Below are 14660 nucleotides of genomic sequence, written 5' to 3'. Positions count from 1 at the left end.
CCGGTTCGGGGCGCAGGCGCGCCGAGAGTAAGGCCTCGGAGCGCACATGGCACCATGAACCGTGATGTCTCCTTCAGTTGCTTCTCCCGCGCAGACCGTCCCGGCGGCCCGTCGCGCCCTGCCCGGTGCGCCCTTCCTGGCCGCCGCGCGCGGCGAACGCCCGGCTCACACCCCCGTGTGGTTCATGCGCCAGGCGGGCCGGTCGCTGCCCGAATACCGGGCGCTGCGCGAAGGCACCTCGATGTTCGAGGCGTGCTTCGACCCCGAGATGCTCGCCGAGATCACGCTCCAGCCGATCCGCCGTCACGGCGTCGACGCGGCCATCCTCTTCAGTGACATCGTGGTCCCGCTCAAGGCGGCGGGCCTCGACATCGACATCGTCGCGGGCACCGGGCCGGTCGTCGCCGAGCCGATCCGCGACGCCGCGGGCGTGCGCGCGCTGCCGGTGCTGGAGCCGGAGCAGGTGGAGCGGGTCGCCGAAGGGGTCCGGCTGCTGGTCGGGTCGCTGGGCGAGACGCCGCTGATCGGGTTCGCCGGCGCGCCGTTCACGCTGGCCTCGTACCTCATCGAGGGCGGGCCTAGCCGCAACCACGAGCACACCAAGGCGCTCATGCACTCCGAGCCCGGGCTGTGGCACGAGCTGGCGGGGCGCCTGGCGGACATGGCGATCACCTTCCTGTCCGCGCAGCTCGACGCGGGGGCCGACGCGATCCAGCTGTTCGACTCGTGGGCGGGCGCGCTCTCGGAGCGGGACTACCGCGAGTTCGTCCTCCCGCATTCGGCGAAGGTGCTGTCCGCGGTCGCGGGCTACGGCGTGCCCCGGATCCACTTCGGCGTCGGCACCGGCGAGCTGCTCGTGGCCATGCGCGACGCGGGTGCCGACGTGGTCGGCGTCGACTGGCGCATCCCGCTCGACGAAGCCGTCCGGCGGCTCGGCGGCGGCGTGGTCCAGGGCAACCTCGACCCGGCGCTGCTGCACGGGTCCTGGCCTGTCATCGAGGCCGAAGTGCGGCGCATCCACGCCGAGGGCCGCGCGGCCGACGGCCACATCTTCAACCTCGGCCACGGTGTGCTGCCCGGCGTCGACCCGGACGTCCTGACGCGCGTGGTCGGGCTGGTGCACGAGCTGTAATGAGCACGATCGCCGTCGTCGGTGGCGGTATCTCGGGACTGACCGCGGCGTACCGGCTGCGGACCCTGCTCGGCGAGGACGCCAGGATCGTCGTCTTCGAGGCGACCGGGTCGCTCGGCGGGAAGCTCCGCACGGTCGAACTCGCCGGTGAGCGCTACGACGTCGGCGCGGAGGCCTTCCTCGCCCGCCGGCCCGAAGCGCTCGCGCTGGTGCGTGAGGTCGGGCTCGGCGACAGCCTCGTCCATCCCACCAAGGCCCGCGCGAAGATCCACGCCGGCGGTTCCGTGCTCGGCCTGCCGCCGGGCACGGTCATGGGTGTTCCGGCGTCGGCCGACGCGGTCGCGGGGATGCTGTCGGAGAAGGGCCGCGCGCTGGTCGAGGCCGAGGCGTCGCTGCCTCCGCTGGACCTGCCCGCGGAGGATGTGCCGCTCGGCCCGCTGCTGCGCGAACGGTTCGGCGACGAACTGGTCGACCGGCTCGTCGATCCGCTGCTCGGCGGGGTGTACGCCGGGGGAGCGGACGGGCTCGGCCTGCGCGCGACCATGCCCGGTCTCGCCTCCGCGATCGATCGCGGCGCGCACTCGCTCACCGAAGGCGCAGCCTCCCTCCTGCCCGCCTCTCCGAGTACGGCGCCGGTCTTCGGCACCCTGCTGGGCGGGCTCGGGACGCTGATCGCGCGGCTCGCGGAGCTGTCCCGCGCCGAGATCCGCACCGGCACCACGGTGACCGCACTCGACCGCACCCCCACCGGCTGGAAGGTCGACGACCTCGACGCCGACGCCGTCCTTCTCGCCGTCCCGGCGCCCTCGGCGCGGCGGCTGCTCGACGGTGTCGCGGGAGTCGCCTCGTCGGTGTTCGCCAAGATCGAACTCGCGTCGATGGCGGTGGTCGCACTCGCGCTCCCGCCGGGGACCGCGCTGCCGGAATCGTCCGGGGTGCTGATCGGCGCCGGGGAACGGGACGCGGCGGGGAAGCCGTTCGCCGCCAAGGCGTTCACCTTCTCCTCCCGCAAGTGGGCGCAGTACGGCGAAGGTCCGGTGCTGGTGCGCGGCTCGGTCGGGCGCTTCGGCGAACCGGGCGCGCTGCACGCCGACGACGACGAACTCGTGCGCGTGGTCCGCGAAGACCTCGCCCGGCTGACCGGGGTCACCGCCGAGCCGATCGACACCGTGGTGACCCGATGGGGTGGCGGACTCCCGCAGTACGGCACTGGACACCTCGTCCGCGTCGAGCGGATCGAACGCGCCGTCGCCGCCGTCCCCGGGCTCGCCGTGGCGGGCGCGACACTGCACGGCGTCGGGCTCCCGGCCTGCATCGCCACCGCCGACGCCGCCGCCCGCCGCATCGCCGGGATCACACCGCCCCACGAGGGCTCCTGAGCACCGGCAGTGCCAAGATGGCGGTATGGCGCGGCTGAACTACAACGAGCTCAACGACACCATCCGCTACACCGCCTGGTCGGTCTTCCGGGCCGAGCAGGGCAAGCTCGGCGAAGACCGGGCGAAGGCGACCGCGGAGACCACCGAGTACCTGGACGCGCTGGAGGCCAAGGGCGTCGTCGTCCGCGGTGTCTACGACCTCTCCGGGCTGCGCGCCGACGCCGACTACATGATCTGGTGGCACGCCGAGGAGATCGAGCAGGTCCAGGCGGCGTACAGCGGCTTCCGGCACACCCCGCTCGGCCGCGCGTCGGCGCCGGTGTGGAGCCAGGTCGCGCTGCACCGCCCGGCGGAGTTCAACAAGAGCCACATCCCGGCGTTCCTCGCCGGTGAAGAGGCCCGCAAGTTCATCTGCGTGTACCCGTTCGTGCGCTCGTACGAGTGGTACCTGCTGCCGGACGACGAGCGCCGCAAGATGCTCGCCGACCACGGCAAGGAGGCCCGCGACTACCCGGACGTCCGCGCCAACACGGTCGCGTCGTTCGCGCTGGGCGACTACGAGTGGATCCTGGCCTTCGAGGCCGACGAACTGCACCGCATCGTCGATCTGATGCGTCATCTGCGCGGCACCGAGGCCCGCCTCCACGTGCGCGAGGAGATCCCGTTCTACACCGGGACGAAGGTGGCGCCCGCCGAGCTGATCGGCCTGCTGCCCTAGTGGACACCCGCGTCTGGACCACGCTCACCGGTGACACCCTCGCCGAAGACGCCGTCGAGATCACCGGCCCCGAGTCGGTGCTGCCCGGGACCTTCCGGGTCGAGGAGGCGGCGACGACGAGTATCGCCGCGGCGACGCTCGCGGCCGGGGAACTGTTGCGGCTGAGGGGGATCGAGCCGGGCAAGGTCTCGGTCGACACCCGGCACGCCGCGGCGGCGTTCCACAGCGAGCAGTACCTCCGCGTCGATGGGGAGCCGGTGCCGTTCAGCGCGCCGTTGTCCGGCGACTACCGCGCGAACGACGGCTGGGTGCGGCTGCACTGCAACTACCCGCGTCACGTGTCCGCCGTGTGCTGGGGCCTCGGCGTACCCGCGACGCGGGCGGCGTTCGAGAAGGTCGTGGCGGCCAAGTCGAAGTACGAGGTCGAGTCGGCCGTGGTCGGCGCGGGCGGTGCCGCCGCCGTGATGCGCACCCGTGACGAGTGGTTGGCGCACAAGCAAGGACAGGCGTCGAGCGCGTTGCCGGTCGCCGACATCCGGCCGCTCGGGACCTCGGAACCCGTGCGGCTCTTCGAATCCGGCCGGCCGCTGGGCGGGGTGCGGATCCTGGACCTGACCCACGTCATCGCCGGGCCGGTCGCGGGCCGCGTGCTCGCCGCGCACGGGGCGACCGTCATGCACATCGGTTCGGCGCAGCTGCCGACCGTGCCGCCGCTGGCCGTCGACACCGGGATGGGGAAGCTCTCGGCGTACGTCGACCTGGAGACCGAAGCCGGGCGCTCGCGGCTGCGCAAGCTGATCGCCCGCGCCGACGTCGTGCTGCAGGGTTTCCGGCCGGGTTCGTTGACCGCCAAGGGTTTCTCCCCGGAAGCGATCGCCGAGCTGCGGCCGGGCATCGTCGTCGCGGATCTGTCCGCGTACGGCTGGGAAGGGCCGTGGGCACGCAGGCGCGGGTTCGACAGCCTGGTGCAGATGGCGTCGGGGATCGCCGAAGAGGGCGGCAAGGCGGCCGGGCTCGACGGCCCGGGACCGCTTCCGGTGCAGGCGCTCGACCACGCGACCGGCTGGCTCACCGCGGCGGCGATCATGACCGCCGTCCGTCAGGCGGCCACCGAAGGCGGCAGCCGGCATGTCCGTACCTCGCTCGCCGGGACCGGGGAGTGGCTGAACTCGTTGGGGCGTAAGGAAGCCGGGCCTGTCGGCTTTGACGGCGGCGAGTGGCTCGAAGACGTCGACGGCCAGCTCGGCCGCGTCACCCGGGTCAAGATGGCGGGCACCCTGCCGGGCTCGAATCCACAATGGACGGAAGCGACGCACGTACCGGGGAGCGACCGCGCGGTCTGGTGACCACGCCGCATTCAGAGGACTAAATGCGGCGGAGCCAGCTCGCGAACCGGCCCCGGGGTTTCGGGACCTCGCCGCGCTCCACGAGCCACGTGCCGAAAGCGTCCGCGTAGGCCCGCGCGCGGATCGCGTCGGTCTTCGGGTGAGCCGTCGCGTACTCGCGGAACAGCGCGGCGAACCGGTCACCGAGGGTTTCGGCTAGGTCCGGCCGGAGGTAGGCGGCCAGTCTGCTTTGCTTGTTCCGCAAGACGCCGGCCTCGATGCGGAGCCTGTCCGCGTCGAAGCCCGCCGGGGCGTCGCCACCGGCGAGAAGCGCCTTGAGCAGCTCCGCCTGCTGCCCGGCGAGCCGCTCCCGGGGCGACGTCACGGCGAGACCGCTTCCCGCAGCGCGGCCAGCTCCGCGGCGAGTTCGGTGTCGGACGGGTAGTCGTCGTCGCGTTCCAGCAGGACGCCGGGCGGTTCGGTGCGACGCCGCAGTTCGCGCAGCAGATCCAGCACTTCCGGCACCACCGGATGGGCGTGCGTGTCGTGGTAGACGCCGTCCCGTTCGACCCCGCCCGCCATATGGGTGTACGCCAGGCGCTCCCACGGAATCTCGTCGAGGAACCGCTCGGGATCGGTGCCGAGGTTGCGGGCGTTGGCGTACAGGTTGGCCACGTCGACGATCAGCAGGCAGCCGGTCCGGTCGGTGAGCTCCCGCAGGAACTCCGACTCGGTGAACTCCGCGTCCGGCCATTCCAGCACCGCCGCGATGTTCTCCAGCGCGAACGGGACCTCCACGATGGACTGGGTCAGTTTGACGTTGTCCACCAGGACGTCGAGCGCCTCCCGGGTGCGGGGGAGCGGCATCAGATGGCCCGAGTCGAGGCCGCCCGCGCGCACGAAGCACACGTGGTCGCTGGCCAGCGGTGCACCGAGCTCGCGGGTGATCTCCGCGAGATGCTCGACGCGCGCTGTGTCGAGCGGTTCGGCTCCGCCCAGCGACAGCGAGACCGCGTGCGGCAGGACCGGCATTCCCTTGTCGCGCAACGCGAGCAGGGTTTCCGGAAGATGCCCGGCGTGCAGGTTCTCGGCGACGACCTCGACCCAGTCGACGCCCGGCAACCGCGCGATCGAAAGGTCGAGCTCGTGCCGCCAGCCGATGCCGATCCCGAGCGTCCCGGGCCCGTCAGCCGCCACAACCGCCTCCACCGCAACCGCCGCCGCCGCTACTGCCGCTGCTGCACGAGCTTCCGCCGCTGCTGCAGGAAGAGCCGCTGCCGGACGAACCTCCGCCGAAACCGCTGGAGACCGGCGGCGGGATCAGGGCCGCGCTCAGCTCCTCGTCGGGGTACGAGGCGAGGCCACCGAACGCGACCGCCGCCGCGGCGCCGCCCAAGACGGCACCGCCGACGTACCCCGGGCCGTTCGGGATGCCGCGTTTGCGCTCCCGTCCGTGGGCGGACCTGGCCTTGTGGAGGACGCGGGCGCCCTCGCTGGTCGGACGCGGACCCGGCCGCTTGTTCTTGAGCGCACGGGAGATCACCGTCGCGAACACGGCCGAGATCAGCAGCGGGATGAGGTAACCGACGGGACGATCGCCGGCGATGCCGGCGATCAGGCGGACGACACCGAGCACGAGCACGGCGAGGTACAGGAAGTACACGACCCGGCGGATCCGCGGCGTCTGGTCGACGACGACCAGCCCTCGTGCCTCCAGCCCCTTGGCGAGCGCCTGCATCGGCCCCGACAGCCGCAGCCGGTCACGGATGCCGCGGGTCGTGGCGTTGTAGCCCGGCTTGGCGCCCTTGGCGACGATCTTCTCGATCGGGTCGGCGGGCTCGGGACCGGTGAGCTGGAGCTGCTTCGTACTGCTGACCCGCAAGGTCCCGCGGTCGACCAGCGTCGCGATGGCCGTGTCGACCACCCGGTCCGGGCCGCCGGCGAGATAGGCGAATTCGTACACCGTCGGCTGCGGGCCGCTCACCTCGGGGCTCGGGCTTCTCGTGCCCAGTTTGGCCACGATCGTCCACACGAAACCGGCGACCACGGGGAACACGATCAGGGCGCCATAGATCGCCAGGAACGTGGGTCCGGGGATGCCCCAGGTGTCTTCCATCGCACGGGCCTTTCACGAGCAGGTGCACTTACCGTAGTCGGACGCTTTTCCGTCCGGTGGTGGTTCCAGCACATCAGTAACCGCCGCCGCCACCCCCTCCGCACGAACTCCCGCCGCCGCAAGAGCTGCCGCCCCCGCAGGAATCGTCACTCCCACCGCCGTCGTGCCAGAACGCGAGCAGACCGAAGCCGCCGAACGATTCGCCCGTGTTCCGGGCGAAACCCCCGTCGGCCCGGTTCCGGCGGCGCACGCCGCGGGATCTGATACGGCGGGTCGCCGCATGCAGCCGGCCAAGCGCCGAGGCGTACACCGCGTCGGGATGCGCGCGGAGGCCGCCGAGCGCCACGGCACCTGCCGCTCCGGTCACGAGACTGAGATCGGTGGCCGCGCCCGCCAGCACCCGGCGGCCTGCCCGGGTCGGCCTGCCTTGGTAGCGCGTTCGCCCGAACCACGCGGTGACGACGAGCGCGCCGAACAAGGCGCACAGGAGCGGCACGGGCAGCGAATCCGGCAAGGCCAGCCCGAACGCGACGAGGAGCAACGAGCAGAACGACGCTATCCGCCAAGCCGTCCTGCGCCGTCGTTCGGGGACGAGGAGCCCGCGACGGACCAGATCCTGCTGTAAGGACCGCATCCCGTCGCCCCGGCTCAACGTGTGCCACAGCTCGATCCCCTGCATGCCTGGCAGGAGGGCGACGAGTTCGAGACCGAGCGGGTCGGTGGGGGTCAGCGGCGTCCGGTAGAGCCTTCCCGTGAGGGTGGGCCGGATCTGCTCGCGTTCGAGCAGGGCGGTCACCGCGGTGTCGATGACGCGGTCCGCGCCGCCGGCCAGCGCGGCCACGTGCTGAAGGCTCGGCAACCTGCCTCCGTCATGGAAGCCGCGTCGGAGCCACCACACGTACAAGCCCGCCAGAACGGTGGGCAGGAGGGCGACGATCCCCCAAGGTCCGTTCATACGACACCGCCCTCCCCGACGCTGTTCTTGTTTCTCGTGAACGCGTCGAAGAGGGCGGTGGTTCGCTTCGGTCGGTTACGACTCGGGAACGAGCTTCAGCGAGATCGAGTTGATGCAGTACCGCTGATCCGTCGGCGTGGCGTAGCCCTCGCCTTCGAAGACGTGCCCGAGGTGGCTGTGGCACGACTTGCACAGCACCTCGATCCGGCGCATCCCCATGGTGGTGTCCTCGCGCAGGAGGACTGCGTCGGTGTCGGCGGGGTCGTAGAACGACGGCCAACCGCAGTGGCTGTCGAATTTCGTTTCGCTGCGGAACAGTTCGGCGCCACAGGCTCGGCACTGGTAGACCCCGGTGGTCTTCTCATCGGTGTACTCACCGGTGAAGGGGCGCTCGGTGCCCGCCTGGCGAAGGACGGCGTACTCGTCGGGGCTGAGCTGCTCCCGCCATTCCTGCTCGGACTTGACCACGCGCGGCGTGGCTCCGACAACGGGTTTCATGCCTTTCACCGGTTCCACGTTACCCCGCGAGCCACGCGATGGCCCGGCCGATGATGTCCCATGCGGTGACCATCACGCCGAGCACGATGAGGACCACGACCAGTGCCGAAACCCACCAGCGCAGCCCGCCGAGGCGGTTGCTGGAGTCGGCGAAATCGGAGACACCGTCGAGGCAGGCCTCCACGGTGAAGTTCGGGCCGCAACGTTCGATGCGGTCCAGATGCTCGGCGAAGGCTCGGGCCTCGGGGTCGTGCGGGTCGAGGCCTACCAGGTCTTCCTGGAAGCGAGGATTCTGGCGAGGTCCGAAAGGTCCGCTATCGGCCATACCGGCAACAGTAAGCCACGATCGGCGATTGTCCTACCACCAGCGAGGCGGGTCTCACCGCCGCCACGCTGCGTCAGTTGCCGAGTACTCGCGTGTCGGCGTCGATGAGGTACTGGCCGCCGACCTGGACGACCCGTAGCGCCGGGCGTGTTCCCTTGTTGAGCGTGATGTTCATGTCGATCGAGCCGTCGGCATTGCCGCCGCCCTTGTCCGCCCGGGCGGTGTCGGCGCTGGTGACCTTGTGAGTGCTCCAGTACTCGGCGAAAGCCTGCTCCGAACCGTAGACCTCTTTCGCGGCGTCCGTGAGCATGTTCCAGCTCGCGGACGTGCCGATCTTGCCCGTGTCGAAGAAGTCGAGGACGAAGCTGCCCACGCTGGAGTAGCTCGTGATCTTTTCGCTGGGCGTCTTGCCCAGTCCCGCGGGCGAGGGGCGCGACGAAGACGGGGCGCTCGACTTGGGCGCCGAGGTGCCCGGCTGCGGGTTCACCCCGGTGTTGCCCCCGGCCTGGGTGTTGGAGCCGTTGCTCGAGTTCAGGATCAGGAACACGATCACGGCGATCACCACGACCGCGGCACCGGCGCCCGCGAACAGGACGGCCTTGCGCTTGGCGTCGGCCGGTTTGGCGGGCGACGGCCGCATCGGGGCGGCCGCCGACGGCGGCGGGCTCATCGCGGCGACCGGGCGTGGCGGGGTGTTCGGCGGGGCGGACGGCGAGCGCATCGGGATGAACGCGGCCGTCGGCGTGTGCGTCTTGGTGGGTTGCGGGGGAGCCGCGGCGGAGGGGACCGGCTTGTCAGTCCGCTGCCACGGCGGGCGGTCCCCGCCGGGGAGGCCGTGTCCGGGGGTTTCGGGCACGGCGGGCTGTCTACCGCCGCCCGCTCCGAACAGCCGCGGCGAAGCGGCCGTGCCCGCGCCGGATTCGTTCGCCGCCAGCGCGGCGAGGCGCTCCCTGGCCTCGGCCATGGTCGGGCGCTCGGTCGGCTCGGTGCGCAGCAGGCTCATCAGCAGCGCCGTCGCGGCGCCCGCCTGCTGCGGCGGGTTGATCTGGCCGTTCGCGGCCGCGTACAGCAGCGCGAGCTGGTTGGAGCTGTTCCCGTACGGGGTCTGGCCCTCGATCGCCTGGTAGAGCGTCGCGCCGAGCGCGAAGACGTCGGAGCTGGGCACCGGATCCGAGCCACGCGCCAGCTCGGGCGCGAGGTACGCCGGGGTGCCACCGATCAGGCCGGTCTGGGTGAGCGTCATGTCGCCGGCCGCGCGGGAGATGCCGAAGTCGGTGATCTTCGCGGTACCGGCCTCGTCGATCAGGATGTTGCCCGGTTTGACGTCGCGGTGCACGATCCCGGCGCGGTGCGCGGCGACCAGCGCCGACGCGACCTGCTCGCCGATCTTCGCGACGCGCCCCAGCGGCAGCGTGCCCTCGTCGGAGATGATCGCCGAGAGGCTCGGGCCGTTCAGGTACTCCATCACCAGGCAGGGGTCGCCGCCGTGCTCGGCGATGTCGAACACCACGATCGCGTTCGGATGCTGGAACCGGGCCGCGTTCTTCGCCTCGCGCATGGCGCGCTGGCGCATGTTGTCGCGTTCGGCCTCGGAGACACCTGGCTGCGGGAGGATCTGCTTGACCGCCACCGAGCGCTCGAGGCGGACATCGATGGCACGCCAGACCACCCCCATGGCACCGCTACCAATTTGCTCGACCAGGCGATAGTGCCCAGCGATCAGCTGACCGGTGTCGATGGCGACTGCTCCTGACACATTCTCCGGGTGATGGTGGCGCTACGCGGCCTGACAGGTCCCGCGCACCCGATCGAGTGTAGCGGGCGGCGGTTTCGGCTCCCCGTCAGCTCGCCGGTGCGGAGGCGGGCAATTCTTCCTCGCCGCTCGGTTCGGGTATCGGCCGGGCCTTGCGCCGGAAGACCTTGACCAGCCCGATGGCCCCCGCCGCGGCGAACACGGCGTAACAGATCAGCAGCGCGGGAGGTGTTTCCCCGGTCAGTGCGTCGCCGAGGACGACGACCGCGACCGTACCCGGCAGGCTGCCGAGCGCGGTCCCGATCAGATACGGGGCGAAACGGACGGATGACACTCCGCACAGGTAACTGAACGGAGCGAACGGCACCATCGGGATCAGCCGTAAGGAGGTGATCGCCAGTACCCCGCCGTCCGAAAGCCGGTCGTTGACCGCCCGGATCTTCGCCCGATGCAGGTGCCGGGTGACCAGGTCGCGGCCGAGCGCCCTCGAAAGAGCGAACGAGAGCGCGGACGCGACCGTGGTCGCCAGGATGCCGACGAGGATGCCCGTCGTGGCGCCGAGCAGCAGCCCGCCCGCCAGGTTGAACACGGTGCGCGGGATCGGCGCCACCGTCAGCACCGAATAGACCAGGAAGAACACCAGAGGAGTGGCCGGGCCGGTCTCGGCGGCCCAGGCCCGCAGCCCGGCCGGGCTCGGGATCGGCAGCAGCACCGCCGCCGCCACGAACAGGGCGAGCACGGTGAGCGCGAGGATTAATTTGGTACGCCCGGACACCGCGTCCACCGTACCGTGTCCGCCGTGATCGACACCGAGGCGCTGCGGGCACAGCCCGAACTCACCGGCGAGAGCGTCGTGCTCACCCAGCTCGACGAAACCTACTTCGAGACCGGCTGGGAGGCCCTGCGGGATCAGGAAAGCCGCAGGCTGACCGGCACACACACCGAGTTCACCCCCGAACAGGTCCGGACCTGGCTGGCCGGACGGCCGGGCCTGGACGATCGCGCGGACTACGCGATCTTGCGCAAGACCGATCGCGCGCACATCGGCGACCTCGCGCTCAACGACATCGACGAGGACAACCGCTCCGCGGCGTTCCGCATCGCCCTGAACGGGCCGGAGTTCTTCGGCAAGGGTTACGGCACCGAGGCGACCAGGCTGGTCCTCGACTACGCGTTCGGCGTCGTCGGCCTGCACCGGGTCTCGCTGGAGGTCTTCGACTACAACCCGCGTGCCCAGCGTGCCTACGAGAAGGCCGGGTTCGTCCGTGAGGGGCTCCAGCGCGACGCGCTGTGGTGGGACGGCGAATGGCATGACGTCGTCACGATGGCGGTGCTGAAGACCGATCCCCGGCCCTGATCGGCGATACGGTGGGCGCATGCCCAAGAACGGTGAGCCGATCGAGGTCGAGGCAGGCGAGCGCAAGGTCCGGGTGTCGAGCCCGGACAAGGTGTACTTCCCGGCCCGCGGGATCACGAAGCGCCAGGTCGTGGAGCACTACGTCGCGGTCGGCGAACCGTTGCTGCGCGCGATCGGGGAGCGGCCGACGACGCTGAAGCGCTACCTCGACGGCGTCGAGGGCGAGTGGTTCTACGCCAAGCGAGTGCCGAAGGGCGCCCCGGACTGGGTGGAGACCGCGAAGATCACCTTCCCGTCGGGCCGGACCGCCGAGGAGGTCTGCCCGACCGAGCCCGCCGTGTTCGCGTGGGCGGCGAACCTGGGCACCTTCGACTTCCACCCGTGGCCGGTGCGGCGGCCCGACGTCGACCATCCCGACGAACTCCGCATCGACGTCGACCCGCCGGACGAGGCGGGCTTCTCCGACGCTGTCGAGGTCGCGGGCGTGGTGCGCGAGGTCCTCGACTCGGCGGGCCTGACCGGCTATCCGAAGACCTCGGGCGGGCGCGGGGTGCACGTCCTGGTGCGGATCCGGCCGGACTGGGACTTCATCGACGTCCGGCACGCGGTGATCGCGCTGGGTCGCGAGGTCGAGCGCCGGATCCCGGACAAGGCGACCATCGCGTGGTGGAAGGAAGAACGCGGCGGCCGGGTCTTCATCGATTACAACCAGGCCGCCCGCGACCGCACGGTGGCGTCGTCCTGGTCGGTCCGCGGCACCCCGCGGGCGACGGTGTCGACGCCGCTGACCTGGGATCTGCTGACCGAGGTCGATCCGGACGACTTCGACGTCCTCACCGCGGGCGCCTTCTACGCCGAGCGTGGCGACCTGCACGCGCCGATGGACGAGCAGGCGTTCGGTATCGAGACCCTGCTGGAGTGGTACGCGCGGGACGAGCGCGACCACGGCCTCGGCGAGATGCCGTACCCGCCGGACTATCCGAAGATGCCGGGCGAGCCGAAACGCGTCCAGCCGAGCAAGGCGCGGGACGACACGTAGCACGCGTCAAGTGACGACGCGTGCGGTGTCGGTGACGAATTCACGTTTTTCCTTCGTTTTGCTCGCGGAGTGATTGCGCTTTCGTGTCGATCCAGAAACCGGTTACCGGTCCGTCGGGAACCGATACAAGACTGTGTGACGCGTGGGACTCAGTCGTAACGCCGGGCTTCCTGCCAGCGACGGTTCCCTCCGAACACTAGGCTGGGGGAGACGAAGGAGTATCCGTGGACGACCTGATCGCCTTTCTCGCCGCGCGTGTGGGGCAACGCCAGGCGTTGATCATGCAGGCGGTCAAGAAAACCGAGATCAACGAATCGCTCAATCGTGGTGAGACCAAGGTCGTCATCGAAAAGAAGATCCGCTCGCTCAACGACATCGAACTCGACGCGGTCAATCAGATGATCAACGAGATCGAGGCGACCCGGCGGCTCCTGCAGGCACATCGCACCACGGTTTCGGAGAAGGTCCCGGGATTCCCCTTGTACGGCAACGAGTACTGGTGCGAGACCTGCCACGTGCCCGCCGACGAGGCAGGCACGAACTGGTGCCTGACCCTGCGGCTGCTGGCCCTGCCGCACGCCGACCACCCGGACTACAGCGAGCGCTGGCGCCCCTGAGCGGGGAATGCCCGCCGGGCCCGGACGCGTTGACCCGAGGGTGATCACGCTTTCGGTACTGGACCGGTCCCCGACCCGCCGCGGCGGCGACGCGCCCCGCGCGTTGCGGGAGACCGTCGCCTTCGCGCGGGAAATCGAAGCCCTGGGCTATCACCGGTTCTGGGTTTCCGAACACCACAGCGTGCCCGGGGTCGCCGGTTCGGCGCCCACCGTCCTGGCGGCGGCGGTCGCCTCGGCGACCGAGCGGATCCGGGTCGGCACCGGTGGCGTGATGCTGCCCAACCACCGGCCGCTCGTGGTCGCGGAACAGTTCGGCGTGCTCGAATCGCTCTTCTCCGGCCGGATCGACATGGGGCTGGGGCGGTCGGTCGGATTCACCGGCGGGGTGCGGCAGGCGCTCGGGCACGAGAAGGACGACGCGGATCGCTTCGGCGAGCAGGTCCGCGAGCTGCTGGGCTTCCTCGCGGGCGATCAGACGACGTATCCGGGCGTGCACGCCATCCCCGCGGAGGGACTGCGCGTGCCCGCGTTCCTGCTGGCCACCGGTGCCGGGGCGCGGCTGGCCGCGGAATTGGGGCTGCCGCTGGTGATCGCGCCGGTCCGGGGCGAGGGGCCGCTGCTGGAGGCCATCGAGGGGTATCGCTCCGGGTTCCGCCCTTCCGCGCGGGCTTCGCGGCCGTATGTCGTGGTGTCCACGGCCATCGCGGTCGCCGAGACGGCCGAACGGGCCCGGCGGCTGCTGATCCCCGAAGCGTGGTCGACCGTGTACTCGCGCACGCACGGTGTCTTCCCGCCGTTGTCGCCGGTGGACGAGATCCTCGCCGGGCCGATGTCGGACCGCGACCGGGACCGGCTGGACCGCGCGCTCGACGGTCAGCTCGCCGGCACCCCGGACGAGGTGGGCGACCGGCTGGCCGATCTCGTCGCCAAGACCGGTGCCGACGAGATCCTGGTGACCACCAGCACTTTCGACCAGGCGGAGCGGCTCGAGTCCTATCGCGCGCTGGCCGAGGTCGCCGGGTTGCGGAGCCTCGCCGCGGTGTCGTGACCTTTGCTAGGGTCACGGCCATGACTGCCGGGTCGGCCTCGTGCCGTGAGCGGACGGATTCCCCGGCCGCCGCTTGATCTCCGCGCGGGCCCGCAGCCCGCCTCCGCGTAGGTGTCCTCATGTGGACCATGCGCGGAAAGGAGGTGAATCGCATGTCTCCCACCGAGAATTGGCGCGAGTTCGTCGTCACGCACGCCGATGGCGGCGTTCTGGACGGAATCGTCACCCGGGTGCTCCCGTTCGGCGCGTTCGTCGAAGTGGCCCCCGGGATGGAAGGGCTGCTGCCGACCGTCGGCGGAACCGGCCCGTTCGCCGCCGGGGCGGCCGTCGCGGTGCGACTGGACAAACTGGACGTCCAGAACCGCCGGTTCAGCCTGACCCTGGCCTGAACCCGGGTG

The 14660-nt window shown here is 70.9% G+C and carries 17 protein-coding genes; 9 read left to right on the top strand and 8 right to left on the bottom strand.

Annotated elements, in window-relative coordinates; genetic code table 11:
- Window positions 1–64 precede the first annotated feature (64 nt).
- The 4 genes from hemE to AVR91_RS31170 are packed head-to-tail and all read left to right on the top strand — an operon-like array spanning window position 65 to window position 4575.
- Window positions 65–1132 (top strand): uroporphyrinogen decarboxylase, encoded by a 1068-nt coding sequence (hemE, locus tag AVR91_RS31185; RefSeq protein WP_063274481.1) that lies wholly within the window; start codon window positions 65–67, stop codon window positions 1130–1132.
- On the top strand, window positions 1132–2511 hold the full coding sequence (hemG, locus tag AVR91_RS31180; RefSeq protein WP_063274480.1) for a protoporphyrinogen oxidase: 1380 nt from the start codon (window positions 1132–1134) through the stop codon (window positions 2509–2511). The genes hemE and hemG overlap by 1 nt, the downstream gene beginning before the upstream one ends.
- A 25-nt stretch (window positions 2512–2536) precedes the next feature.
- Entirely contained in the window at window positions 2537–3229 is a 693-nt protein-coding gene (hemQ, locus tag AVR91_RS31175) for a hydrogen peroxide-dependent heme synthase (RefSeq protein WP_063274479.1), read from the top strand.
- Complete coding sequence (locus AVR91_RS31170) at window positions 3229–4575, top strand: CoA transferase (protein ID WP_063274478.1); 1347 nt, start codon at window positions 3229–3231, stop codon at window positions 4573–4575. The genes hemQ and AVR91_RS31170 overlap by 1 nt, the downstream gene beginning before the upstream one ends.
- Before the next feature lie 19 nt (window positions 4576–4594).
- Here AVR91_RS31170 and AVR91_RS31165 read toward each other — a convergent pair whose 3' ends face one another.
- The 8 genes from AVR91_RS31165 to AVR91_RS31130 form a co-directional block, all read right to left on the bottom strand.
- On the bottom strand, window positions 4595–4939 hold the full coding sequence (locus AVR91_RS31165) for a hypothetical protein (protein WP_063274477.1): 345 nt from the start codon (window positions 4937–4939) through the stop codon (window positions 4595–4597).
- The gene (locus AVR91_RS31160; RefSeq protein WP_063274476.1) at window positions 4936–5751 is read right to left on the bottom strand and encodes a DUF692 domain-containing protein; all 816 of its coding nucleotides are present in this window, start codon (window positions 5749–5751) and stop codon (window positions 4936–4938) included. The genes AVR91_RS31165 and AVR91_RS31160 overlap by 4 nt, the downstream gene beginning before the upstream one ends.
- Window positions 5741–6670 carry a TIGR04222 domain-containing membrane protein gene (locus tag AVR91_RS31155; RefSeq protein ID WP_063274475.1) on the bottom strand — a complete coding sequence of 310 codons (930 nt, stop codon included), beginning with the start codon at window positions 6668–6670 and terminating at the stop codon, window positions 5741–5743. The genes AVR91_RS31160 and AVR91_RS31155 overlap by 11 nt, the downstream gene beginning before the upstream one ends.
- Before the next feature lie 73 nt (window positions 6671–6743).
- A complete protein-coding gene (locus AVR91_RS31150; RefSeq protein ID WP_063274474.1) occupies window positions 6744–7625 on the bottom strand; it encodes a TIGR04222 domain-containing membrane protein in 882 nt (293 codons plus the stop codon).
- A gap of 75 nt (window positions 7626–7700) precedes the next feature.
- Window positions 7701–8123, bottom strand: a complete 423-nt coding sequence (gene msrB, locus AVR91_RS31145) for a peptide-methionine (R)-S-oxide reductase MsrB (protein WP_016333001.1) — start codon at window positions 8121–8123, stop codon at window positions 7701–7703.
- A 19-nt stretch (window positions 8124–8142) separates the two neighbouring features.
- On the bottom strand, window positions 8143–8448 hold the full coding sequence (locus AVR91_RS31140; RefSeq protein WP_038515722.1) for a hypothetical protein: 306 nt from the start codon (window positions 8446–8448) through the stop codon (window positions 8143–8145).
- Between the two features lie 73 nt (window positions 8449–8521).
- A complete protein-coding gene (locus tag AVR91_RS31135; RefSeq protein WP_063274473.1) occupies window positions 8522–10123 on the bottom strand; it encodes a serine/threonine-protein kinase in 1602 nt (533 codons plus the stop codon).
- Between the two features lie 166 nt (window positions 10124–10289).
- Complete coding sequence (locus AVR91_RS31130; RefSeq protein WP_063274531.1) at window positions 10290–10976, bottom strand: TVP38/TMEM64 family protein; 687 nt, start codon at window positions 10974–10976, stop codon at window positions 10290–10292.
- A 24-nt stretch (window positions 10977–11000) separates the two neighbouring features.
- Between AVR91_RS31130 and AVR91_RS31125 the strand changes: the two genes are divergently transcribed.
- The 5 genes from AVR91_RS31125 (at window position 11001) to AVR91_RS31105 (ending at window position 14651) form a co-directional block, all read left to right on the top strand.
- Window positions 11001–11558, top strand: coding sequence for a GNAT family N-acetyltransferase (locus AVR91_RS31125; protein WP_063274530.1), 558 nt, complete (start codon window positions 11001–11003; stop codon window positions 11556–11558).
- Between the two features lie 19 nt (window positions 11559–11577).
- Window positions 11578–12597: a DNA polymerase domain-containing protein gene (locus tag AVR91_RS31120; RefSeq protein ID WP_063274472.1), complete on the top strand. Its 1020-nt coding sequence runs from the start codon at window positions 11578–11580 to the stop codon at window positions 12595–12597.
- A 224-nt stretch (window positions 12598–12821) separates the two neighbouring features.
- Window positions 12822–13214: a DUF6221 family protein gene (locus AVR91_RS31115; RefSeq protein ID WP_016333007.1), complete on the top strand. Its 393-nt coding sequence runs from the start codon at window positions 12822–12824 to the stop codon at window positions 13212–13214.
- A 7-nt stretch (window positions 13215–13221) separates the two neighbouring features.
- Complete coding sequence (locus AVR91_RS31110; protein ID WP_063274471.1) at window positions 13222–14262, top strand: LLM class flavin-dependent oxidoreductase; 1041 nt, start codon at window positions 13222–13224, stop codon at window positions 14260–14262.
- 152 nt (window positions 14263–14414) lie between these two features.
- Window positions 14415–14651 (top strand): S1 RNA-binding domain-containing protein, encoded by a 237-nt coding sequence (locus AVR91_RS31105; protein WP_063274470.1) that lies wholly within the window; start codon window positions 14415–14417, stop codon window positions 14649–14651.
- Window positions 14652–14660: the final 9 nt, after the last annotated feature.

The organism is Amycolatopsis keratiniphila subsp. keratiniphila, assembly GCF_001620365.2.
GTDB classification, from domain to species: domain Bacteria; phylum Actinomycetota; class Actinomycetes; order Mycobacteriales; family Pseudonocardiaceae; genus Amycolatopsis; species Amycolatopsis keratiniphila.
Note: the sequence above shows the minus strand (reverse complement) of the source record. Positions and strands in the feature narration are given on the sequence as shown.

Bases quoted from the DNA above. Each gene is read 5' to 3' on its own strand.
- hemE (WP_063274481.1), top strand. From the start codon at position 65: ATGTCTCCTTCAGTTGCTTCTCCCGCGCAGACCGTCCCGGCGGCCCGT.
- hemG (WP_063274480.1), top strand. From the start codon at position 1,132: ATGAGCACGATCGCCGTCGTCGGTGGCGGTATCTCGGGACTGACCGCG.
- hemQ (WP_063274479.1), top strand. From the start codon at position 2,537: ATGGCGCGGCTGAACTACAACGAGCTCAACGACACCATCCGCTACACC.
- AVR91_RS31155 (WP_063274475.1), bottom strand. From the start codon at position 6,670: ATGGAAGACACCTGGGGCATCCCCGGACCCACGTTCCTGGCGATCTAT.
- AVR91_RS31150 (WP_063274474.1), bottom strand. From the start codon at position 7,625: ATGAACGGACCTTGGGGGATCGTCGCCCTCCTGCCCACCGTTCTGGCG.
- msrB (WP_016333001.1), bottom strand. From the start codon at position 8,123: ATGAAACCCGTTGTCGGAGCCACGCCGCGCGTGGTCAAGTCCGAGCAG.
- AVR91_RS31140 (WP_038515722.1), bottom strand. From the start codon at position 8,448: ATGGCCGATAGCGGACCTTTCGGACCTCGCCAGAATCCTCGCTTCCAG.
- AVR91_RS31135 (WP_063274473.1), bottom strand. From the start codon at position 10,123: ATGGGGGTGGTCTGGCGTGCCATCGATGTCCGCCTCGAGCGCTCGGTG.
- AVR91_RS31120 (WP_063274472.1), top strand. From the start codon at position 11,578: ATGCCCAAGAACGGTGAGCCGATCGAGGTCGAGGCAGGCGAGCGCAAG.
- AVR91_RS31110 (WP_063274471.1), top strand. From the start codon at position 13,222: ATGCCCGCCGGGCCCGGACGCGTTGACCCGAGGGTGATCACGCTTTCG.
- AVR91_RS31105 (WP_063274470.1), top strand. From the start codon at position 14,415: ATGTCTCCCACCGAGAATTGGCGCGAGTTCGTCGTCACGCACGCCGAT.